Origin of the sequence: Proteus sp. HMSC14B05 (genome assembly GCF_001808035.1) — a bacterium.
GTDB lineage: Bacteria > Pseudomonadota > Gammaproteobacteria > Enterobacterales > Enterobacteriaceae > Proteus > Proteus mirabilis.
In genome coordinates this window covers 45,351-69,481 of the sequence record NZ_KV791993.1, presented here as the reverse complement: position 1 = coordinate 69,481, position 24,131 = coordinate 45,351, and the positions used below count along the sequence as shown (strand labels likewise).

The 24,131-nt window shown below is 39.1% G+C and carries 16 protein-coding genes; 8 read left to right on the top strand and 8 right to left on the bottom strand.

The features are described 5' to 3' along the window. Window positions 1–138 precede the first annotated feature (138 nt). The gene (gene aroA, locus HMPREF3129_RS11230) at window positions 139–1,425 is read right to left on the bottom strand and encodes a 3-phosphoshikimate 1-carboxyvinyltransferase (protein ID WP_004247629.1); all 1,287 of its coding nucleotides are present in this window, start codon (window positions 1,423–1,425) and stop codon (window positions 139–141) included. 196 nt (window positions 1,426–1,621) lie between these two features. Continuing rightward, on the bottom strand, window positions 1,622–2,710 hold the full coding sequence (gene serC, locus HMPREF3129_RS11225; RefSeq protein WP_004244582.1) for a 3-phosphoserine/phosphohydroxythreonine transaminase: 1,089 nt from the start codon (window positions 2,708–2,710) through the stop codon (window positions 1,622–1,624). Between the two features lie 136 nt (window positions 2,711–2,846). Between serC and HMPREF3129_RS11220 the strand changes: the two genes are divergently transcribed. Then, window positions 2,847–4,277: an MFS transporter gene (locus HMPREF3129_RS11220; RefSeq protein WP_004247627.1), complete on the top strand. Its 1,431-nt coding sequence runs from the start codon at window positions 2,847–2,849 to the stop codon at window positions 4,275–4,277. Window positions 4,278–4,413: 136 nt separating this feature from the next. Beyond that, window positions 4,414–5,679 carry a two-partner secretion domain-containing protein gene (locus HMPREF3129_RS11215; protein ID WP_036920029.1) on the top strand — a complete coding sequence of 422 codons (1,266 nt, stop codon included), beginning with the start codon at window positions 4,414–4,416 and terminating at the stop codon, window positions 5,677–5,679. 74 nt (window positions 5,680–5,753) lie between these two features. On the opposite strand, the gene ansB is transcribed toward HMPREF3129_RS11215, so the two are convergent. Further along, window positions 5,754–6,791 (bottom strand): L-asparaginase 2, encoded by a 1,038-nt coding sequence (ansB, locus tag HMPREF3129_RS11210; protein ID WP_004244579.1) that lies wholly within the window; start codon window positions 6,789–6,791, stop codon window positions 5,754–5,756. Between the two features lie 227 nt (window positions 6,792–7,018). On the opposite strand from ansB, the gene ycaO reads away from it, so the two are divergent. From ycaO to HMPREF3129_RS11185, 5 genes are all read left to right on the top strand, one after another. After that, window positions 7,019–8,776, top strand: a complete 1,758-nt coding sequence (gene ycaO, locus HMPREF3129_RS11205; RefSeq protein ID WP_036920028.1) for a 30S ribosomal protein S12 methylthiotransferase accessory factor YcaO — start codon at window positions 7,019–7,021, stop codon at window positions 8,774–8,776. Between the two features lie 670 nt (window positions 8,777–9,446). Continuing rightward, window positions 9,447–10,301: a formate transporter FocA gene (gene focA, locus HMPREF3129_RS11200; protein ID WP_004244577.1), complete on the top strand. Its 855-nt coding sequence runs from the start codon at window positions 9,447–9,449 to the stop codon at window positions 10,299–10,301. 54 nt (window positions 10,302–10,355) lie between these two features. Further along, complete coding sequence (gene pflB / locus HMPREF3129_RS11195; protein WP_004244576.1) at window positions 10,356–12,638, top strand: formate C-acetyltransferase; 2,283 nt, start codon at window positions 10,356–10,358, stop codon at window positions 12,636–12,638. Window positions 12,639–12,745: 107 nt separating this feature from the next. Then, on the top strand, window positions 12,746–13,486 hold the full coding sequence (gene pflA / locus HMPREF3129_RS11190; protein ID WP_004244575.1) for a pyruvate formate lyase 1-activating protein: 741 nt from the start codon (window positions 12,746–12,748) through the stop codon (window positions 13,484–13,486). 357 nt (window positions 13,487–13,843) lie between these two features. Further along, on the top strand, window positions 13,844–14,749 hold the full coding sequence (locus HMPREF3129_RS11185; protein WP_004244574.1) for a BPSS1780 family membrane protein: 906 nt from the start codon (window positions 13,844–13,846) through the stop codon (window positions 14,747–14,749). A 72-nt stretch (window positions 14,750–14,821) separates the two neighbouring features. Here the strand turns inward: HMPREF3129_RS11185 and allD are convergent, their stop codons facing one another. Next, window positions 14,822–15,871, bottom strand: a complete 1,050-nt coding sequence (allD, locus tag HMPREF3129_RS11180) for an ureidoglycolate dehydrogenase (protein ID WP_004247622.1) — start codon at window positions 15,869–15,871, stop codon at window positions 14,822–14,824. Between the two features lie 399 nt (window positions 15,872–16,270). Between allD and HMPREF3129_RS11175 the strand changes: the two genes are divergently transcribed. Further along, window positions 16,271–16,603, top strand: coding sequence for a hypothetical protein (locus HMPREF3129_RS11175; protein ID WP_004244572.1), 333 nt, complete (start codon window positions 16,271–16,273; stop codon window positions 16,601–16,603). A 168-nt stretch (window positions 16,604–16,771) separates the two neighbouring features. Here the strand turns inward: HMPREF3129_RS11175 and serS are convergent, their stop codons facing one another. From serS to HMPREF3129_RS11155, 4 genes are all read right to left on the bottom strand, one after another. Next, entirely contained in the window at window positions 16,772–18,061 is a 1,290-nt protein-coding gene (serS, locus tag HMPREF3129_RS11170) for a serine--tRNA ligase (RefSeq protein WP_004244571.1), read from the bottom strand. A 133-nt stretch (window positions 18,062–18,194) separates the two neighbouring features. Then, window positions 18,195–19,544, bottom strand: a complete 1,350-nt coding sequence (locus tag HMPREF3129_RS11165; protein WP_012367706.1) for a replication-associated recombination protein A — start codon at window positions 19,542–19,544, stop codon at window positions 18,195–18,197. Window positions 19,545–19,554: 10 nt separating this feature from the next. After that, entirely contained in the window at window positions 19,555–20,160 is a 606-nt protein-coding gene (lolA, locus tag HMPREF3129_RS11160) for an outer membrane lipoprotein periplasmic chaperone LolA (protein WP_004244569.1), read from the bottom strand. Window positions 20,161–20,272: 112 nt separating this feature from the next. Beyond that, the gene (locus HMPREF3129_RS11155) at window positions 20,273–24,073 is read right to left on the bottom strand and encodes a DNA translocase FtsK 4TM domain-containing protein (protein WP_441295501.1); all 3,801 of its coding nucleotides are present in this window, start codon (window positions 24,071–24,073) and stop codon (window positions 20,273–20,275) included. Window positions 24,074–24,131 lie beyond the last annotated feature (58 nt).

Below are 24,131 nucleotides of genomic sequence, written 5' to 3'. Positions count from 1 at the left end.
AAAACAAGCTGTGCTTTTTAAAGATAATTTTTTATTAATCTACTTATTTATAGAATAAAAACACGCTTAAATTAAGAAAATCGATAGTATCGTACTAGAGAAAAGCCAATACTATCGATTTAATTGATGCTATTTTAATTAAACTTTTGCATGAGAAATACTTGCTAGTTTTTCAAAATAGTCAGGGAATGTTTTTGCCGTACAGCCAGGATCAAGAATAGTAATCGGCGTGTTAGACAATGCCACCAGTGAAAAACACATAGCTATCCGGTGATCATTATAGGTTTTTATTTCAGCCGTCGTTAACTGTTTAGGCGGTATCACAGTTAAGTAGTCGCGACCTTCGTCAACCATCGCACCAACTTTACGTAATTCTGTCGCCATGGCAGATAGACGGTCGGTTTCTTTTACCCGCCAGTTATAAATATTACGGATAGTCGTTTCACCCTCAGCAAAAAGCGCTGTCGTAGCAATCGTCATTGCCGCATCAGGAATAGTATTCATATCCATATCTATCCCTTTTAACTTGCCACGTTCACACTCTATATAATCGTCACCCCAACGTATTGTAGCCCCCATTTTTTCAAGCACAGACGCAAAATGGATATCACCTTGCAAGCTATTTTTACCAATGCCGGTTACTCGCACGATCCCTCCTTTAATGGCGGCTGCCGCCAAAAAATAAGAGGCAGAAGATGCATCGCCTTCAACCAAATATTTACCCGGAGATTGATATTGTTGACCACCTTTAATAATAAAACGCTGATAGTTTTGATTTTCAATTTCTCCACCAAAAGTGTTAATCAAGGCTAACGTGATATCAATATAAGGTTTAGAGACTAATTCACCTTTAATGGTAATAGTGGTATCTTGCTGAGCTAAAGGCGCCATCATTAGTAATGCGGTCAGAAATTGGCTGGAAACGGTGCCATCAACATCAACACTCCCGCCCGAAAATCCCCCACAAACACGTAGTGGCGGATAGTCCGTTTGTTCAAGATAATCAATTTTTGCCCCCCCTTGACGTAACGCATCCACTAAATGACCAATAGGACGCTCTTTCATACGAGGCTCACCCGTAAGAACAATATCGTGCTCTCCGAGGCTTAAAGCTGCCGCCAATGGGCGCATCGCTGTTCCTGCATTGCCTAAAAAAAGCTCAAGTGGCTGCTGGGGATGAAAAGAACCTGCTAACCCTTCAATATCACATACCGTATTATTATTTGATAATTGATATTGTACCCCTAAGGCGGTTAGCGCATTGAGCATATGACGAATATCATCACTATCTAATAAATTAGTTAAACGCGTTTTTCCCTTGGCTAAAGCTGCCAATAAAAGTGCACGGTTAGAGACACTTTTTGATCCGGGTAAATTGATAGTGCCTTCAATATGTACGATGGGTTGTAATGTCAACGATTCCATAAACAGGTAAAAGCTCCGCTAGATAAGTCAAAATAGGTAGAGACGCTGTGTAATAATGTCAAATAGTATGATTATCGTAATTAATATTTATCTATTTGCCATATTGGCACAGAGATAACAGTTATTGGCTCTCTGTGCTTTAATTATCAGAAAACCTGCCAATAAGACAGGTTTTGCAGCAGTGAAAAGGTAACCATTAAGCGTGGCGACGCTCAAAATCAGCCATAAAATCAACTAATGCTTGTACACCAGCAAAAGGCATTGCGTTATAAATAGATGCACGCATACCGCCTGAAACACGGTGCCCTTTCAGCGCAACTAATCCTTGCTCTTCAGCTTCTTTTAAGAAAACTGCATCTAAAGCAGGAGAAGACATTTGGAAAGGTACGTTCATCAAAGAGCGGTTTTCTGTTGCAATACGGTTAATATAGAAATCACTGTTATCAATCGCACTATAAAGCAGTGTCGCTTTCTCATAATTGCGTTTTGCTATCTCTTGCAAGCCACCTTGCTCTTTTAACCATTTAAACACCATGCCTGATAAGTACCAAGCAAAAGTCGGCGGTGTATTAAACATGGAGTCATTTTCAGCCAGTACTGTGTAATCAAATACTGAAGGGGTTTCTTTACGTGCTTTACCCAGTAAATCTTCGCGAATAATTACCAATGTTAACCCCGCAGGACCAATATTTTTTTGTGCTCCAGCGTAAATCATGCCAAAACGGCTAACATCAAGTGGCTGAGATAAAATAGCGGAAGAGTAGTCGGCAATAACAATTTTTTTATCATCAAAATCCGGCTCTTCGTGGATAGCAATCCCATCGATAGTCTCATTTGGGCAATAATGCACATAGGCTGCATTATCACTTAATTGCCACTCTTTCATTGGCTTAACCGCGATTTTACCGTCAATTTCTGTCTTTATTTTAATGATATTAGGTGAACAATATTTTTCCGCTTCATCGGCAGCACTTTTAGCCCAATATCCTCCATCGATATAATCAGCGGTGGTTTTCTCACCTAACAAATTAAGCGGTAATGCCGCAAAATGACCACGAGCGCCACCATGACAGAACAGAATTTTATAATTTTCTGGTACATTGAGTAGATCCCGTAGATCTTGCTCTGCCTGATGGGCAACCTCCAAAAATTCTTTACTGCGGTGGCTGATCTCCATAACAGAACGCCCTAATCCGTGCCAGTTGCATAATTCTAATTCTGCACGACGAAGAACTTCTGCCGGTAACATGGCCGGACCTGCACTAAAGTTATATACCTGACTCATTCAAATTCACCCTATCTGAATATGTTTTGACAAAACGACCTCTATCGGTTGTATCATTCTCCTCTAATTGGCGCAATGACTTTTGTAAACTTACGTATTATGTGTAGCACACAAAAATAATCGTTAGGAGTATTTTATGTCGGGGAGTCAGTATAAAAAGGAAGATGCGAGCTGGGGAATGCTACTTAAAGGACGAAATAGTCTAAAATCACTCGCTTTAGCAGGGGGAGTGGCATTACATGCTATTAATGTCTATATCACCATTACCACCCTACCTTCTATTGTTCGTGATATCGGGGGGCTTAATTTATATGCATGGAATACCACCGTTTTTATTTTGGCATCCATTCTCTCTTCAGCGTTGACTTCTCGTTTATTAATTTTGCTCGCGCCACGTAATAGCTACTTATTTGCCACACTCTGCTTTTTAGCAGGCTCTATTATCTGTGCTACCGCCCCTTCAATGCCAATCTTGTTGGTTGGCCGATTTATTCAAGGTGCGGGGGGCGGAATGTTACTGGCCTTAGCTTATTCATTGGTCAGGGTGATGTTTCCGCAACCATTATGGTCTCGAGCTATGGCGTTAATGTCCAGTATGTGGGGAATATCAACGTTGCTGGGTCCCGCATTAGGAGGAATATTTGCAGAATATAATATTTGGCGGGGTGCTTTTTGGTCTATTCTTTGTGTAGGCATTCCTTATGCTATTCTACTGTTTACTATCCTTCCTAAGGAAAACAGTGCTGATATTGCTAACAAAAAAACATCACTTCCCTACCTACAACTTACCTTATTAATATTAGCAGTGTTATCTATCTCAATCGGTAGCTTGTATCACGTTACGCTATATCATATTTTATCTTTTCTATTAGCAATTATTTTTATCTTATTATTAATTTATATCGATAAGAGATCTCATGATGGGCTTTTTCCTAAAGGAACATTCTCTTTTTCAGCCCCACTATCCCCTATTTATCTGACTATGGCATTGCTAGGAATAAGTGTTCAGACAGAAGTGTTTGTGCCCTATTTTTTACAAATGATCCATGGTATTACTCCGTTACTTTCCGGTTATTTAGCTGCTTTAGTCGGTGCTGGTTGGTCTTTTTCGGCTATTATCTCTTCATCTCAACCAAGCGGTATTGCTCAGCGTCTTATGCGTATCGGCCCTGCCATTAACTTTACTGCCATAATTGTTCTTGGCTTATTAATTTCAAATTATCTCCTTTTACCTTATGGGCAAGTGATTATTATTTGTCTAGCCCTCTTTTTTACAGGTGCAGGAATTGGCATGGCTTGGCCTCATTATCTCACTCGTGTATTACAGGTTTCTCAAGGGGAAGAAGCGCAAAAAGCGGCGACGTCAATCACCACTATTCAGCTATTTTCAACCGCTGTAGGTGCTGCCATTTCAGGTACTGTTGTAAATATGGCAGGATTAACCAACCCCGGAGGTATTGCTGGCGCACAAAATGCAGCCCATTGGTTATTTATTGTATTTTCTATTACCCCACTGATTGCATTTATTACTGCAAAAATCGTTGTTTCCAATATAAGAAAACATTAATAACATATAACCCAAAAGGCTATTAAAAAAATAGCCTTTTTATTTTTTATAAATAAACGCCTTTTAAACCTGACTATCTTTATTTATGTTTTTAATATCGCTAAATTAGCCCTAAATAATATACAAGGGTAAACATATGAAATTAAGAAATGCAATAATAATTGGCGTAATATACACACCATCAATATGCCAGGCCGTAGAACAAACTAACTATAAATATTATTCTGATCATATTTCTATTAATCAAGACTCTTCAACAATAGTTAAACCTAATGAAATTAATCCTAAACAAGCAGAAATATTAATAGCACCAAAAAATTCCAAAGGTATTTCTCATAATAAATATGATACATTTGATGTAACTGATGCTGGCATTATTTTAAATAATAAAGAGGTTGCCGCTGAGACTATTATTAATGAAGTGGTTAATGGAGCAACGTCATTCTTAGCGGGGAATATCGCGGTAGCTGGCAATGCAGCTCATGTTGTTATAGCCAACCCAAATGGTATTGAATGCCATAATTGTAGTTTTTCGAATACATTACAAGAAACGTTAACAACAGGGAAACCTGTTATCAATAATAATAATGATGAATTAATCGGCTACCGCTTAGAAAAAGCTATCGCTCCTATAAATAAAGGATATAGGGGTGGAAAATCAATTGAACATATTGGAAAAATTGTATTCAGTAATAAAAATGACCGTAGTTCTAGTCATTCTTTTAATAAACTTAATATCATATCTAATAACATTAAGTTAGAAAACGGCTTTATATCCTCTAAAGGAGATATAAATATTTATTCAGGTAAAAGAGATATAATAATTAAAGAAGGTGAAAGTATCTTAAAACAAGAATACGCCATGCGCTCACATATAAAAAGAAATAATCTCCCCAATCAGATAATATTAGGTGATAAAAATGGTGATCCTAAAAAACAAGGTTTAATCTCTTCTAAAAATATCATTATTAATGCTTCTGATACTACTATTTATAATTATGGTAGTTTAGAAAGTAGTAACCGTAGTAAAAATGTCATACAACTTAATCTAAATAAAACAACATTTAATAACCATGGATATATTCTCGCCAGAGGCGGATATTTAGATCTGCAAAATAAGTCTTTCTTCTATAATATGGAAAGTGGAACTATTGGCATGCAATATTGGCTTAATACTGGTAAAAATAACAATAACTATAGCGAGACATACATAGGGTTAATACCCAAAAATACTATTAGCCAAATGAAAAACTTAACTTTAGATATTAGTGAGGATAGCAAGCTGATAAATAATGGTGTTATCAACACTGAACGATTATACACTCGCGATAAAAATATGAATAATATTCAAAACAATAGAGAAGATATCAAAATTTATACTAAATTACGCAAAATTAAATAATATTTAACAAAGAAAACCATCTGCTATTTATCAGCGGATGGTTTTCTGATTTAACTAAAAAACAAAAAATCTAATTAATATTTTTCAAAGTTTTCTTGGATCGTGGCGGGATCTTGTGTTTCTGTCAAAGATAACTGTAATAACACTCTTGCTTTCTGTGGATTTAAACGTTCTGAAGCAATAAAGCCATATTTTGCATCATCTACTTCACCATTTTGTGTGGTAAATCCAACCGGAACACGACTTGAACGAACCACAACAACACCTTTTTTTACACCATCTGCTAAAGTATTTAAGATGTCAGAATATAAGTTACCATTGCCGACACCTGCACTAACAATACCTTTAAAGTGGTTATCTATAAACGCTTTAGCCGGTAAATCAGATGCATTAGCATAGTTATAAACAATACCTACTTTTGGTAATTCGGTTAATTTGCTGACATCAAAGGCAACTTTCTCAGCGCGTGGTGTTGCAGCAGTGTAATAGTGTACTTTACCATCATGAACATAACCTTGAGCACCTGCATTAATCGGCTGGAATGCTTGCACTTCTGTCGTATTCATTTTGACAACATCTTTACCACTAATCACCGAATTATTCATGGTAACTAATACACCACGATTTTCAGATGCTTTATCACTTGCCACCACCACGGCATTATAGAGGTTTAATGGACCATCAGCACCTAATGCTGTTGCTGGGCGCATTGCCCCTACCATCACCACCGGTTTTTTACATGCTGTGGTTAAGTCAAGAAAATAGGCGGTCTCTTCCATCGTATCTGTACCATGGGTTATCACAAAGCCGTCTGTTTTATCACAATCCGTATTAATTTTATTCGCCAGTTTTAACCACACTTGGTCGTTCATATCTTGCGAACCAATATTAACCACTTGCTCGCCTGTTAAGTTAGCCACTTTTTTTGCCTCAGGTACGGCATTAATCAATGTATCAATGCCTAATTTTCCTGCGGTGTAGCTTGAAGAAGTTGCAGAGTCACCACCCCCTGCGATGGTTCCCCCAGTTGCGAGGATTGTCACATTAGGTAAAGCAAAAACGGTACCACTAATTACGGTTAATAAGCTGGCTAGCAATGTTTTTCTTATCATTTTTTAATCCTTATGAGTCTATAAAATCGCGTCCAATTATGATGATTTATTATCAGTAATTCCGTGATAAATAGAACGAATTTATCAAAAGAACTAATATATTAGTGCATTAATGATAAGGAATGTTATTTAAAATCAACCGACACGAGAAATAATTAGTGCATTAGCGACGATTTCAGTATCATGTGCCCCTAACTATCACTCGTAAAATATTGATGAAACCTGCCATGTCACAAACATTTATTCCCGGCAAAGATGCCGCACTGGAAGACTCTATCGCTAGCTTTCAGCAAAAATTAACTCAGTTAGGTTTTAACATTGAAGAAGCTTCATGGTTAAATCCTGTTCCTAACGTTTGGTCTGTTCATATTCGTGATAAAGATTGTCCGTTATGTTTTACTAACGGCAAAGGTGCTACTAAAAAAGCAGCATTGGCTTCAGCATTAGGCGAATATTTTGAACGTCTCTCAACCAATTATTTCTTTTCTGATTTCTGGCTAGGTGCTGATATTGCAGAAGGTGAGTTTGTTCATTACCCAAATGAAAAATGGTTTCCACTGACAGATGATGATGCTGTACCTGAAGGCTTATTAGATGCACGTTTACGTCAATTTTACGATCCTGAAGGTGAGCTATGTGGCAGTGAACTGGTTGATTTACAATCAAGTAATTCAGAACGTGGTATTTGTGCCTTACCGTTTATTCGCCAATCAGATAAAACACCTGTATATATACCTGTTAATATCATTGCAAATCTTTATGCATCTAATGGTATGTCAGCAGGAAATACGCAAAATGAAGCTCGAGTGCAAGGGCTTTCTGAAGTGTTTGAACGCTATGTCAAAAATAGAATTATCAGCGAAAGAATTAGCTTGCCTAAAATCCCCCATGAAGTTTTAGCTCGTTATCCTGCTGTTATTGAAGCTATTACGACATTAGAAAAAGAAGGCTTCCCTATTTTTAGTTTTGATGCTTCTTTAGGGGGACAATTCTCCGTTATTTGCGTCGTGCTGTTTAACCCACAAAATGGGACTTGTTTCGCTTCTTTTGGTGCTCATCCCGATTTTGGTGTGGCATTAGAGCGTACTGTTACTGAGTTATTGCAAGGCCGTAGCCTTAAAGATCTCGATGTTTTCAATCCACCGAGTTTTGATGATGAAGAAGTCGGTGATCACACTAATCTTGAAACCCACTTTATCGACTCTAGTGGTTTAATTAGTTGGGATCTGTTTAAAAAAGATGCAGACTATCCATTTGTTGATTGGGATTTCAGTGGTTCAACCGAAGAAGAATTCCACACATTAATGTCACTGTGCCAGCAATGTGATGCAGAAGTGTATATTATGGATTATAACCATTTAGGGGTTTATGCTTGCCGTATTTTAGTCCCTGGCTTATCCGATATTTATCCTGCTGAAGATCTGCAACTAGCCAATAACATTATGGGTGTCCATTGGCGTGACACCATTCTTTCTTTACCAACAAGTCATGGCACAAAAGAAGAGTACCTCTCACTTATTGGCCAATTTGATGAAGATGGCTTAGATGACTTTACTCGTATCAGAGAAATGATTGGTATTGCACCGGGTAAAGATAATGGTTGGAGTCATTTACGTGTAGGTGAATTAAAATCAATGTTAGCACTCGCTGGTGGCGATTTAGAACAAGCATTAGTTTGGGTTGAGTGGACACAAGATTTTAACGCATCATTATTTACACCAGCGCGTCAAAATTATTATCGTTGCCTGCATAATCTTTTACTCCTACGTGAAGAGCATGAGCGTGAGCCTGCACAATATATGGAGGCTTTTTCTCGTATGTATGGCGAGGAAACACTGCAAGCTGCATTAAATGCAATTGAAGGTAAACAACCTTTTTATGGCTTGCAACCCATAGCTCCATCATTAGCGAATTTGCCTGTTCATCAATCTTTATTAGCCGCGTATGAAAAATTACAACAAGCAAAACGTCAATCGAATAAATAACATTATTTTATTTAAGGTTATTTATTAAATAATTATTTTTAACTGATTAATAATCGCTTTGTTTAAAATCAAAACACTCTACTTATTAGTAGAGTGTTTTATTATATATAAAAAAATATAACGACAATTTTGCCACCATGACAATTATGTCAAATGACAAAAGTGTCAAATATGTCAAAAGTGACGATTTTAAGTTTTAAATACGACACAAAAAGATAAGGTTAACTTTTTAATCTAAAAAAACCACAAAAATATAGTTTAAATTGCTAATTGTTTACCTAGATCTCAAAAATTTAAAAACCGTATTTTTATAATGGTTTTAAGGCTGGCGTAATCAATTAGATTACCCACAAATAAAGTAATGTTTATATTTAGCGCAAAAGTAAATGGAGCGTTAAATTTTATTTTTATCTGTTAACGCTAATAAAAATAAATAATACGTTATATTTACTTTTTACTTTGTTTATCCAGCCAGGCTAAAATTTTTTGATAAAATTTAAAAAATTTTTTCTTATTATTAATCAAATAATTATAGCTAATTTAGCCGGTTTTTACGTACTAAAATTGCGTCTCTCATAAGCGACTATGATCCATATCAACTTTAGGAGTAAGACCCTTTGCTACTATTATTGCGTGCTATAATTATTCCAACATATAAGAGAGTGTTAGTATGAAAGCTGACAGCCCTTTTAATTTATTATCACCTGCTGATATGGCAAAAGTTGCCGATGATGCATGTTGTTATAAAGCAAACAAACATATCCCAACAACTTACTTATCTGCTTTTACTGCGGGAATGTTTATTTCAATTGCGTTTGTTTTTTATATTACAGCGACTACAGGCACCGCATCTGTTCCATTTGGTCTCGCTAAACTCGTTGGAGGAATTTGTTTCTCTTTAGGCTTAATGCTCGTGGTTGTTTGTGGTGCAGACTTATTCACTTCAACTGTACTCACCATTATTCCTAAAGCGACAGGACGTATTTCTTGGGCTAAGATGTTCGCTAATTGGATAAATGTCTATATTGGTAACTTTATTGGCGCCCTGTTCTTTGTTGCCTTAATGTGGTTTGCAGGTCAATATGCAGCAGCTAATGGGTTATGGGGTCTGAATGTATTACAAACTGCACAGCATAAAGTTGAGCACACCTTTATTGAAGCAGTTTGTTTAGGTATTTTAGCTAATTTAATGGTTTGTCTTGCAGTTTGGATGAGTTATGCAGGTCGAACTTTAATTGATAAACTCTTTGCACTTATTTTACCTATCGGTATGTTTGTGGCGAGTGGCTTTGAGCACAGTATCGCTAACATGTTTCTTATTCCTTTAGGTATTGTAATTAAGAATTTTGCACCGGCAGAATTCTGGACTACAGTAGGTGCATCACCAGAACAATTTTCAAATCTAACAGTATCAAATTTCCTCGTTGATAATTTATTGCCAGTCACTATCGGTAATATTATCGGCGGAGCAGTCCTAGTCGGTCTGGTATACTGGTTAATGCATCTGCGCGGCGATAAACATTAATCCGTGCAGTTATGACTGATTTCTTAAGTTCCATTGTAAAAAGGTAGAAGTATCATGTCTGATTTAAATGAAAAATTTGCTGAAGCATGGAAAGGTTTTTCTGAAGGTGAATGGCAGAACAATGTTAATGTTCGTGACTTTATTCAAAAAAACTATACTCCATATGAAGGCGACGAATCTTTCCTAGCAGGTTCCACTAAAGCAACTGATACACTTTGGGAACAAGTTATGGAAGGCATCAAAATTGAAAACCGCACTCATGCGCCGGTTGATTTTGATACTTCTGTTGCTTCAACTATCACTTCACACGATGCGGGTTATATCGAAAAAGATTTAGAACAAATCGTCGGTTTACAGACTGATGCACCTCTAAAACGTGCAATCATCCCATTCGGTGGGATCCGTATGGTTGAAAGTTCTTGCCACGCTTATAACCGTGAGCTAGATCCAGAGCTGAAAAAAATCTTTACTGAATATCGTAAAACACACAACCAAGGTGTATTCGATGTTTATACTCCAGACATCTTAAAATGCCGTAAATCAGGTATCTTAACTGGTCTGCCAGATGCTTATGGTCGTGGCCGTATCATCGGTGACTACCGTCGTGTTGCACTGTACGGTATTGAGTTCCTACGTAAAGACAAATTCGCTCAATTCACCTCTTTACAAGAAAAACTGGAAAAAGGTGAAGATCTGGAAATGACTATCCAACTGCGTGAAGAAATCGCAGAGCAGCACGCTGCATTAGGTCAAATCCAAGAAATGGCTGCGAAATATGGTTGTGATATTTCTCGCCCAGCTCAAAATGCGAAAGAAGCAGTACAATGGACTTACTTCGGTTACTTAGCCGCTGTTAAATCTCAAAACGGCGCAGCAATGTCCTTCGGTCGTGTATCTACTTTCTTAGATATCTATATCCAACGTGATCTCGATGCAGGTCTGTTGACTGAAGAACAAGCTCAGGAATTAATTGACCACTTAGTCATGAAATTACGTATGGTTCGTTTCTTACGTACTCCTGAGTATGATGAATTATTCTCTGGTGACCCAATCTGGGCAACAGAATCATTAGGTGGTATGGGTTTAGATGGTCGTACTTTGGTAACTAAGAATACTTTCCGTTTCTTAAATACCCTGTACACCATGGGTCCTTCACCAGAACCAAACATGACTATCCTATGGTCAGAACAACTGCCTATTAATTTCAAAAAATATGCAGCTAAAGTCTCAATCGATACTTCTTCAATCCAGTACGAAAATGATGACTTAATGCGTCCTGACTTCAACAGTGATGACTATGCAATTGCATGTTGTGTTAGCCCAATGGTTGTGGGTAAACAAATGCAGTTCTTCGGTGCTCGTGCAAACTTAGCTAAAACCTTACTGTATACCATCAATGGTGGTGTGGATGAGAAACTGAAAATCCAAGTAGGTCCAAAACACGCACCTATCATGGACGAAGTGTTAGACTTTGATACTGTGATGAACCGTATGGATCAATTTATGGATTGGTTAGCAACTCAGTATGTTACTGCACTGAATGTTATCCACTACATGCACGATAAATACAGCTATGAAGCAGCACTGATGGCACTTCATGACCGTGATGTATACCGTACTATGGCTTGTGGTATCGCAGGTCTATCTGTTGCGGCTGACTCACTGTCTGCTATCAAATATGCAAAAGTATCACCAATCCGTGATGAAAACGGTTTAGCCGTAGACTTCAACATTGAAGGTGAATACCCACAATTTGGTAACAACGACTCTCGTGTTGATGATATCGCTTGTGACTTAGTTGAACGTTTCATGAAGAAAATTCAGAAACTGCACACTTACCGTAACGCAGTGCCAACTCAGTCAATTCTGACCATCACTTCAAACGTTGTGTATGGTAAGAAAACAGGTAACACTCCAGACGGTCGTCGTGCTGGCGCACCATTCGGACCAGGTGCTAACCCAATGCATGGCCGTGACCAAAAAGGTGCAGTTGCTTCATTAACTTCAGTTGCTAAACTGCCATTTGCTTACGCGAAAGATGGTATTTCTTATACCTTCTCTATCGTACCTAACGCGTTAGGTAAAGATGATGATGTTCGTAAAGCAAACCTTGCAGGTCTGATGGATGGTTACTTCCATCATGAAGCGGATATCGAAGGTGGCCAACATCTGAATGTTAACGTAATGAATCGTGAAATGCTGTTAGAAGCAATGGAAGATCCTGAGAAATATCCTCAATTAACTATCCGTGTTTCTGGTTATGCAGTCCGTTTCAACTCATTAACTAAAGAGCAGCAACAAGACGTTATCACTCGTACATTCACTCAAACAATGTAATTTGATAACTCATGCATTTATTTACTGAGAAAGTAGATAAAATCGCTTAGAATAAAGGCCCCTACTTTGGGGCCTTTTTATCTAGACAGTTTTGGAGTAACCCTGTTATGTCCGTACTTGGTCGTATCCACTCATTTGAATCCTGCGGTACTGTTGACGGTCCCGGAATACGCTTTATTGTTTTCTTCCAAGGATGCCTAATGAGATGCCTCTATTGTCACAACCGTGACACATGGGATACTCATGGTGGGCAAATCGTCACAGTTGATGAATTAATGAAAGAGGCAGTGACTTATCGTCACTTTATGAATGCCTCTGGTGGTGGCGTTACTGCTTCTGGTGGTGAAGCTATCTTACAAGCAGAATTTGTACGTGATTGGTTCCGTGCTTGTAAAAAAGAAAATATCCATACCTGCTTAGATACTAACGGTTTTGTACGCCGTTATGATCCTGTCATCGATGAATTAATGGACGTGACTGATTTAGTCATGCTGGATTTAAAACAAGTGAATGATGACATTCACCAAAAACTGGTTGGTGTTTCTAACCAACGTACACTGGAATTCGCCCGCTATTTAGCTAAACGAGGCCAAAAAACCTGGATACGTTACGTAGTTGTGCCCGGTTGGTCTGATGATGATGATTCTGCTCATCGTTTAGGCGAATTTATAAAAGATATGAAAAATATCGAAAAAGTCGAGCTTCTCCCTTACCACGAATTAGGTAAACATAAATGGGTTGCTTTAGGAGAAGAGTATAAACTCGATGGTATTCATCCACCGTCAAAAGAGACGATGGAAAATGTTAAAGCAATTATTGCATCTTATGGTCATAAAGTGATGTATTAAGCTTTTATACACCCCCATTTTAAAAAGCAGTGCACAATGTACTGCTTTTTTTATGTAAAACTGCCATCAAGTTTTCCCCTCCCTGCGGCATGTTCTTTTGAGAAAGCACCAGCCACTAAATTAAAAAATATTGTTTTCCATACCTCAAATAAAGATATTTTTAATAACGACCATTGCAGTTAATTATGACAATATAAAATTGTTACTCATTCTAATGGTCATTTAGAAGTTTCTAAGATTATCCTTAAGCATTCTTTAGTTTAATAGTATTGATTAATTACAAAATAAAAAGATATGATATGAATTATAAAAAGTTATATTTATAAACAATTAATTATTTTTAAGGCAGAGAAAAAAATGGAACAAGATAATAGTTCATCGCTTACGGAGCCAGAAGAGGTGTTTACGCCAGTTCCTCTACAAAGAGGTGCCTCAGGGGCAACCGAGTGGTTAGGTATTGGCTGGGATTTAGTTAAAGAGCGCTTTTTTATGTGGGTAGGCGCTGTAATTATTTACTTTCTTGTTAACTTAATTATCTCATCTATCCTTGGATTTATCCCACTTATTGGGCCGATTATCTCCCCGTTTATTTCAGCTGTATTAGTTGCCGGGCTTATGATGATAGCCCATCAGCAATATGAGACTGGTCAGCTAAATCTGGATAATTTATTTTCTGGTTTCCAGAACAAACGCTACCTTAGCATCATGGGTGCTTATGGTATTAGTGTGCTTATTATCTTAGCAGGCTTTATTTTAGCACTATTAATCAGTGGCTCATTATTGATGGAAGTTGCTCAAGCCGCTCTTAATGATGCACCAACCTACTATATTCAAGGCTTATTGGCTGATAACCTGACACCAATTACGTTTTCTTCTATCATTATTATCATTTTTAGCTTAATCAGTACTGCCTCTTATTGGTTTGCCCCTGCCTTAATTTTAGTAAATGACTATAAAGCTATCCCTGCCGTTAAAGCCAGTTTTATGGCGGTTAAAAACAACTTATTTGGTGGCTTTCTATTCTTTGTGCTGTTAAGCATCATTATTGGCTTGAGTATTATCCCATTTGGATTAGGCTTATTTATCACTATTCCACTCTCTTTTACTGCAATGTATGGATCATATCGCCATATTTTCTATCAGAAAAATATGGGTAATATGACTAATAACCATACTGATAACAATGACAATAATGGTGATGGTGGGAATAAAGTTTCTTTAAATAAAACCGCAGAATCGAATATCGGTAAATTAGTCAGTTAAATATTTTATAATTTTGGATAACCCAAAAACAGCCACCTAATTAATGGATGGCTGTTTTTTTATTAATATAACTTAGCTGGCAAATGGGTTTTTATTATCATAAGATTGATTAAATAATACATCAGAATTTAAGTAATGATAAATTTCGTCAACGATTTCTATCCCCTCTTTTTCGCTTCGCTGCGCTGCAAGCTGACTATTTTCCCCAGGATATAATACCTGTTCAAAACCGACTGCAGGCTTAATACTCTTTAACTCAGCCATTACTTGAGAAATGTGTTTTTTAAATAAATCAGCATCAGTGAAGAAGGCTGGATTAATCACAATGTGGAGCTGGCCTAATTCACGACCTTGTGTCAAATCATGATACATAGAGCTAACATGTTTACCAAAAGGTAATCCTAATAAAATGCCAGACAATACATCAACCATCATCATCAAGCCATACCCTTTTGGTCCCGCAATAGGTAATAAACCTTTTACTGCAAAGGGATCACAGGTTGGTTTGCCCGCTTCATCTACCGCCCATGTGTCAGGAATGTCACTATGTTTAGCCCGCGCATCGAGAATTTTACCCCATGCCTGCACCGTCGTCGCCATATCAAAGGTAATAGGTTTATCATCTGCACTCGGGGCTGAAAAAGCGATAGGATTAGTGCCATAATAAACTTCAGATCCACCAAATGGCACTACCATAGGATCCGATTGGCAAAGTGAAATACCAATCATTCCAGATGCAGAGGCTTGTTCTACAAAGTAGGATAACGCCCCACTATGACCAATACGTCTAACCCCAACAACAGCAATGCCTTTCTCTTGTGCCATATTAATCGCGTGCTCCATGGCCTGCTTAGCAGCAACATGTCCAGCACCATTATCACCATCAAAAATCGCACTACAAGGTCCTGTCTCTTGATAAGTAAACTTAGGATGCGTATTTGTTCCTCCCTTACTAATGCGCTCAGCATAATATTCCACACGTACAGCACCATGGGAATGAATTCCTTTCATATCAGCATGAACTAATACATCGGCAACAATGTCTGCATGGTTTTCATTCAGTCCTGCATTATGTAACTTATTTTTGATTAATTGGTGTAACTGCTGTTTAGAAATTATCATACAATAGGCTCTTTAGTAGGGTTCTAAATAAATAGAAACGTCATAAGATAATTGAAATTAACTTGAGCGATAATTTTAATGTAGCAGTATAGAGATGATCTGCTGTGATCAGTTTAACCAATAGCGAATTGCATTATATTTTTATTTAATCTCACTTATTTTAGTAAGAATTTTTTAATAATCATTTGTTTTTTCTGCACCTGATAACTGTTATTAAATAATATTAAGAGCAATAAAACACTCTTTTATTAAAAAATCATCAGTAAAAACCCACCTGCTATTATTTATTAATAATGTCACCCTTCATCTGTATCAAAGAGAAAAAATGATATGTTTCTTTTGATCATTTAAGTCCATTTAGGTAGTCTGTAATAACAATTATTATTTGTGGAATAAAGAATGATAAATAAAGAAATGTTAAAGAACCTAAAGTATTTTGAAAAAACACCATTGATTCATCATATTAATTATTCCCTAACTGAAGATGCTAAAAAAAATATACTAAACGGCTGGTTACCTGCATGTATGGAAGATAAATGGCTTTCATATAGTATAGAAAACTGTGTCTATGTTCATCGCAGTTGGAGTGGCCATTTAATGTATAAATTCACTATTGATAATAACACCATTGATTTTATAGAAATTGCAATGGACGATTTTGTTGATATGACAAATGAAAGAAAAATAGAAGTATTCTTCTCTTTGTTGCCTTACTTATCTCAACCTCATTGAAGTATTAGATACTGAAGCTAGTATATAAACCATTAATAAAATTATACTCAGGTTAAAAGGTTAATAGAAATTACCACCACTAGTCTTTTGATGCTTTTTATACCATTAAAAAACCCCCTATTTAGTAGGGGGTTTTAATATTATAACCACTGAGTAATTAGGTTTTTATTAACCAATATACTCAAGGCCATTCATATAAGGACGTAAAACTTCTGGAATTTCAATACGACCATCAGCAGTTTGATAGTTTTCCATAATGGCGACTAAAGTACGCCCTACAGCTAAACCTGAACCATTTAAAGTGTGCACAAGTTGAGTTTTCTTGTCACCTTTAGCACGGAAACGTGCTTGCATACGGCGTGCTTGGAAATCCCAGCAGTTAGAGCATGAAGAAATTTCACGGTAGGTATTTTGTGCCGGTACCCACACTTCTAAGTCATAGGTTTTACGTGCACCAAAGCCCATATCACCTGTACAAAGTACCACTTTACGGTAAGGCAGATTGAGCAATTGCAACACTTTCTCTGCATGGCCAGTTAGCTCTTCTAATGCATCCATTGATTTTTCAGGATGTACAATTTGTACTAACTCTACTTTATCAAATTGGTGCATACGGATCAGACCACGTGTATCACGACCATAAGAGCCTGCTTCTGAGCGGAAACATGGCGTATGTGCAGTCATTCGCAATGGTAGTTCGTCTTCTTCGAGAATAACGTCTCTAACCATATTGGTAACAGGTACTTCTGCTGTTGGGATCAGCGCATATTGGCTTTCAGACTCTTCTTCAAGTGGTTTGGTATGGAATAAATCACCACTGAATTTAGGTAACTGTCCTGTGCCATATAAAGTGGCATGGTTAACTAAATAAGGCACATACATTTCTTGATAGCCATGTTGTTCTGTATGCAAGTTCAGCATGAACTGGGCGATCGCGCGATGTAAACGTGCAATTTGACCTTTCATCACAACAAAACGTGAACCGGTGATTTTCACGGCAGATGGGAAATCTAAACCATCTGTAAGTTCACCTAAAGTAACGTGATCTTTTAATTCAAAGTCATAAGTCTTTGGTTCACCCCAACGAAATACTTCAACGTTCTCGCTGTCATCTTTACCATTAGGCACAGAGTCATGAGGCAGATTCGGTAAAGTTAACGCATAGTCACGAATGTCGGCTTGCAGTTTATCTAATTCCGCTTTTGCCGCTTCAAGTTTTTCACCTAATTGGTTAACTTCCTGACGAAGTGGCTCAATATCTTCACCACGCGCTTTAGCAGCACCAATAGACTTCGATCGGGAATTACGTTCTGCTTGCAGGGATTCTGTTTCAACCTGTAACACCTTACGGCGTTCTTCTTGTTGACGAATTTTTTCCACATCGAGGGTAAACCCCCTGCGAGCCAGTTTTTCGGCGACCGCGTCTAGCTCATTACGCAGTAGATTTGGATCGAGCATGCTTATCCTGTGCTTATTGATAGATTAATAAAAACCTTATCTCCTATCATTCTCTTGTTTACCTATCGCGAAGATACCTGAGATAAGGGGTAGTTAAAAAAATTACTAATGATTGAATAACCTTACCGCATCTTTACAATTTGCGATAGCGTTTTGTCACACTATTTTGATCTTGCTGAGAAAGCCAGTCTAATTTCTCAGCAAGCTTGATCTCTAACCCTCGATTAACAGGGTGATAATAACGCGTTTGTGCCATTTCAGCAGGAAAATAGACCTCTCCTGCCGCATAAGCATTAGGTTCATCATGAGCATAGCGATACTCTGCACCTAAGCCCATCTCTTTCATTAATTGCGTTGGCGCGTTACGTAAATGTGCAGGTACATCATAATCAGGTTTACTTTTCGCATCTGCCAGTGCGGCTTTATAAGCGGTATACACGGCATTACTTTTCGGCGCACAAGCAAGATAAACAATCGCTTGTGCTATCGCACGTTCACCTTCTGCAGGGCCTACCCGCGTAAAGCAATCCCATGCAGCGATGGCAACTTGCATAGCACGCGGATCTGCATTACCGACATCTTCTGAAGCAATAGCCAGTAAGCGACGAGCAACATACAGCGGATCGCCCCCCGCAGTGATGATACGAGCATACCAATAAAGAGCTGCATCAGGTGCCGAGCCACGTACTGATTTATGCAAAGCAGAGATAAGATCGTAAAATCGATCACCTTTATTATCAAAACGGGCGCTACGTTCACCACTAATTTCTTTTAATAATTCCGCTGTTAGCGTTCGTTTGCCTTGGCTATCGACTTCTGCCATATCAGCCATCATTTCAAGCAGATTGAGTGAACGGCGCGCATCGCCATTGACTAATTCAGCAATCATTTTGCGTGTATTATCAGGTAAAATAATATTACGCCCACCTAATCCACGTTCAGTATCATCTAATGCTTGCTGTAATACCTGTTCAATGTCTGTTTCTGTCAATGAGCGTAGCAGGTAAACTCGTGCACGTGATAACAGTGCCGAATTTAATTCAAAAGAAGGGTTTTCCGTTGTTGCACCAATAAAAGTGATAGTGCCATCTTCAATATGTGGCAAAAAAGCGTCTTGTTGGCTTTTATTAAAACGATGAACTTCATCAACAAATAGGATGGTTCTACGCCCCGCATTTCTATTTTGGTGCGCTATGTCAATGGCGGCCCTGATCTCTTTGATCCCTGACGTCACCGCAGAAAGTCTTTCTATATCCGCTTGGGCATAGCGCCCGATAATTTCAGCTAATGTGGTTTTTCCTGTACCCGGAGGTCCCCATAAGATCATTGAATGCAATTGGCCTGCTTTTATCGCCCGTGGTAGCGGTTTACCTTCAGCGAGTAGATGCTTCTGCCCAATATACTGTTCTAATGTTTCAGGCCGCATTCTCGCGGCCAGAGGTTGAAATTCATTTTGTGAAAAGTCGAGTGATAAATTACTCAAAATAGCCTCACTAGCGTTGGTCATCCACCGTCACACCCGCGGGTGGTGTAAAGCGGAACGCTGATGCATCAATGGGGGCGACCTTTTGTGCCGTTAATTGGTATTGGCTGACTTGCCCATCTTGCTCTGTAGCCGCAAATTGTTGGATTTGACCATTAGGTGAAACGGTAATAGAAAAGTGCTTTAAATTGTTCTCTGTTTTAGGGGTTAATTCAAAGCGATCACCATTTTGCTTAACATCGTAATTTTGCCATTCTTTACTATCATTACGCGCAATCAACATAAAAGGGGTATTCGTTGTGGCACTCTCTAACCAAGTTGCCGTCACTTGTTCGACAAATGGGTTATAAAACCACAATGTTTTACCATCAGAAATTAGTGTGCTCTCATCCGGTGCCGTCATTTGCCAATTAAACAGATCAGGACGCTGTACTTTTAAATGTCCTTCCCCTTTTTGAATTAACGCACCTTCGTTACTGGTCACCGTTTGACTAAAGTTAGCCTGAAAGCTATTCACTTTATTAAGACGTTGTTGTAAGTCTTGACGAGCATCCGCCCAAGCGGCTTGGCTACCAAACAACGCGATAGCACAGACTGTGAGTAATACTTTTTTCATTCAACACGCCTCTGACTGAGATTACGCCGACATCATGTCGGCGTATAAGTTATAGTGATATTTATTAGATTATCATGCTGATTTAAGCGCTGATAACTCTGTTTTCAAGATATTACATTTCTGCTGGCGGTGGTGATAATACATCACGCGTATTATTGTGATTAGGTGCACTGACAATACCCTGCATCTCCATCTGTTCAACAATTCTGGCTGCACGGTTATAGCCAATTCTAAATTGACGCTGTACACCCGAAATAGAGACTCGCTGTTTTTCAACCACAAATTCTACGGCCTGATCAAATAGCGGATCAAGCTCTTCACCATCATCATAACCACCACCATTGCCACCTTCGCCTTCTTCACCACATTTGGTAATGGCTTCAATATATTGAGGTCGGCCACGTGCTTTCCAGTCTGTTGCAACCGCATGTACTTCATCATCGCTGACAAATGCACCATGTACACGCTCTGGCATATAGCCATTAGGGGCATAAAGCATATCACCCATACCTAACAAGGATTCGGCACCACCTTGGTCTAAAATAGTGCGCGAGTCGATTTTACTCGATACGGTAAATGCGATGCGACTTGGAATATTCGCTTTAATTAAACCAGTAATAATATCCACTGAAGGGCGCTGAGTGGCTAATACTAAGTGAATTCCCGCCGCACGTGCTTTCTGTGCTAAGCGAGCAATTAATTCTTCCACTTTTTTACCCGCGGTCATCATTAGATCAGCAAACTCATCGACGATGACCACAATATAAGGCTCTTTTTCTAACATAGGCAACTCAGGTGCCATGCTGTCAGAAGGTTTCCATAGTGGATCTGGAATTGGACGCCCCATGGCTTCCGCTTCTTTAATTTTTTCGTTATAGCCCGCAAGGTTACGTACCCCTAATGCGGACATTAATTTATAACGGCGTTCCATTTCTGCGACACTCCAGCGCAAAGCACTCGCAGCATCTTTCATATCTGTCACCACTTCGGTTAACAGATGCGGAATACCTTCATAAACAGATAATTCCAACATTTTCGGGTCAATCATAATAAAGCGTACATCTTCTGGCTTCGCTTTATAGAGAATGCTGATGATCATCGCATTCACCCCAACAGATTTACCCGAACCTGTAGTACCTGCAACCAGTAAGTGAGGCATTTTAGCCAAGTTAGCAACCACAGGTTGCCCACCGATATCTTTCCCTAATACCACAGTTAATGGTGAACGACTGTCACGGAATGCATCACTATCTAATAGTTCACGCATATAGACGGTTTGGCGTTTTTTGTTTGGTAACTCAAGCCCAACATAAGGTTTGCCCGGTATAACTTCAACAATACGCACTGCCGTCGTGGAAAGTGAACGTGCTAAGTCGCGGGATAGATTTGAAATACGTGCAGCTTTTACACCAGGCGCTAGCTCTAGCTCAAAACGGGTGATCACCGGGCCCGGTGAAATACCAACCACTTTTGCTTTAACACGGTAGTCATTTAAACGCGCTTCAATTAACTTACCAATACGCTCAAGCTCAAACATATCAACAGGTTCATCATCCATAGGAGGAGAGGTTAATAAGTCAAGTGATGGCATTGGTGTTGTTGGTTTTTGTAACGGCCTATCATTGCGCATTAATAATGGATGAATTAATGACTGTTGCTGTTGCTGTTGCTGTTGCTGTTGCTGTTGCTGTGCAAAATGTTGAGCCATCTGTGCTTGAGGCTCAATAGGTGTTTGCCCTACAGAAGATACTGGCTCTGCAGAGGTTACCATCGGCGTAAAAACAGGCTCTGCAGGCTCTTCATCTAACAAATCATCCACCGGTGATAACGAGCCTAATGCATCAAGATTTTCTTGTAACTCGATAGTCGGTGTGTATTCCTCTTCTTCATCATCACGAGGTGATACTTGTAAGAATGCATCACTGTTAGGATAAAGAGTGCTGTTATCAGTCTGTTGAGTAACAGGGGTAGATTGAGCCGCAAAAGAGTGCTGAATATGGGGATGATATCCTTGTGCCGAGGATGACGTTTCGGATGATCCAGTCGTGAGTGATGGCAATACCTCGTCATCTTCATCCTGTAAAACATCCTCACCGTAGCGTTCTTGCAGTTGTTGCTTAAACTGCTCAGCGAGGTGTTGTTCATACTCATCACTCTCCTCTTCTGTTTCTTGCGCAGAAAAGGTATGGGTATCAATGAAAGGTTGATTATCAGACTCGTCATACTCGTCATAGGTTGACTGCGAGCTAGATGTCGCTGATGACATCGTGATGGTTGGCTCAACATTTTGTGTTGCTGATGTATCCTCACCATAGCGCTCACGTTGTTGCTCAAGAAATTGCTGACGTAACGATTGTTCGAAATTAGCCTGCTCTTGTATATCCGCTAAATCGTCTTCATGATCTTGTTGAAGCGCTTCTTCACGGCGGCGTAATTCCGCCTCACGTTGTGATGGGATACGAATACCATAAAGCTCTCGACGCGTTGGTAATCGTACCGGATTTGGTCGAGGTAATTCAGGCCCTAATCCTTGTTTAACTTGTGCACCGTGACTGACTATTGCTGCTGTTGCCACACTGGCAACACCGGCGGCTGTTTGAGTTAATGAAGCTGAATTGCTATCTGTTGATGTAGCTGATGTAGCAGATGGCGTAAATAATGATGCACTATGGTCGCTATTATCCGCCGCTGTTTTTTGCGAGACAATTGGCGCTTCGTTTATCTCAATAGGTTTGTTTTCCGTCAATGGCATGGTTGTCGGTACTTCTTCTGTCACGACACCATTGTCTGCCATAGAGTCAGAGGAATGCGCTTGTTGCTTAAGAAATGCCGATGGTATTTCAAAGCGATAGTGTTCAGGTTCAGGCTCAGTGACTGGGCTAGCGTCATGAGTAGCCATAATGGATGGCGGTGTTACTTCTGCATCATGGGTTGTGGCATGCGTCGGTTGTTGATTATCAACAATATGCTCTGCCCGCTCTTTGCTCTCGTGCGCCTCAGCGATAACTGTCTCTGTGGCTGAAATCGTTGGGGTTGCAGATCCGCTAGCAACTTCTGAAGTTTCAGTTATATCATCATGTTGTGGCGTGATCGCCATTTCTTGCTGACGCGCTAACTCAAGGGCGGAAGGTGCAGAAAAGAGAATATCATCACTATCTGGTTCTATTTGCGCAGAAAGTTGATGTTCTGGCTGGGTGTTGTTATCCACCAGCGCCTCAGGATCTGCCTGAGCAGGATCGGCGGGTTCTTCATAATCATCATAGTCAATATCTTTTTGACCACGATTAGTAATAAAAGCAACCGCACCTAAGATAACCGCACCAATCTTTTCGGTAATCGTCAGCCATGACCAGCCAGTAAATAGCGTAAAGCCTATCGCCCATACCGATAGTAGCGCCAGTGTTGCACCTAGCATATTAAACCAAGGTAGCAATGCCTTGCTAAATAAGCTACCAATCACCCCACCAGAGCTAAAATTGTAGATATCATCAAAATTAAGATCAGCTAACGCACAAGATGTAAGAACCAGAGCCAAGGCACCAATTGTACGTAATGCAAGGGAGAAAAAATCTGTGTACTCACGATTTTTTTGATGACGTAATGCATTCCAGCAACCAAATACCACCACAATAGGGATTGCATAAGCGAGCAAGCCAAATGCTGAAAAAAGGATATCAGCAAGCCATGCACCAATATTGCCACCTAAGTTTTGAATAGGTTCATTCCACGTGGTTTGTGACCAACTCGGATCGGCTGGATGGAAGCTCAGTAAAGAAATCATTAAAAAGATAGCACCAATGCCTATCAAAATAAGAAGGGCTTCCCAAATACGACGGCGGTTACTTATCTTAGTAAAACGAATATTTTTATCTTCTGTATATTCCTGGCTCAAAGAGGGCTCTCCAGGTTTCACTTAAGGTTTAAACGGAACAACGCTGAGATAACCCAGCGTTGAAACTGTATACATAAAC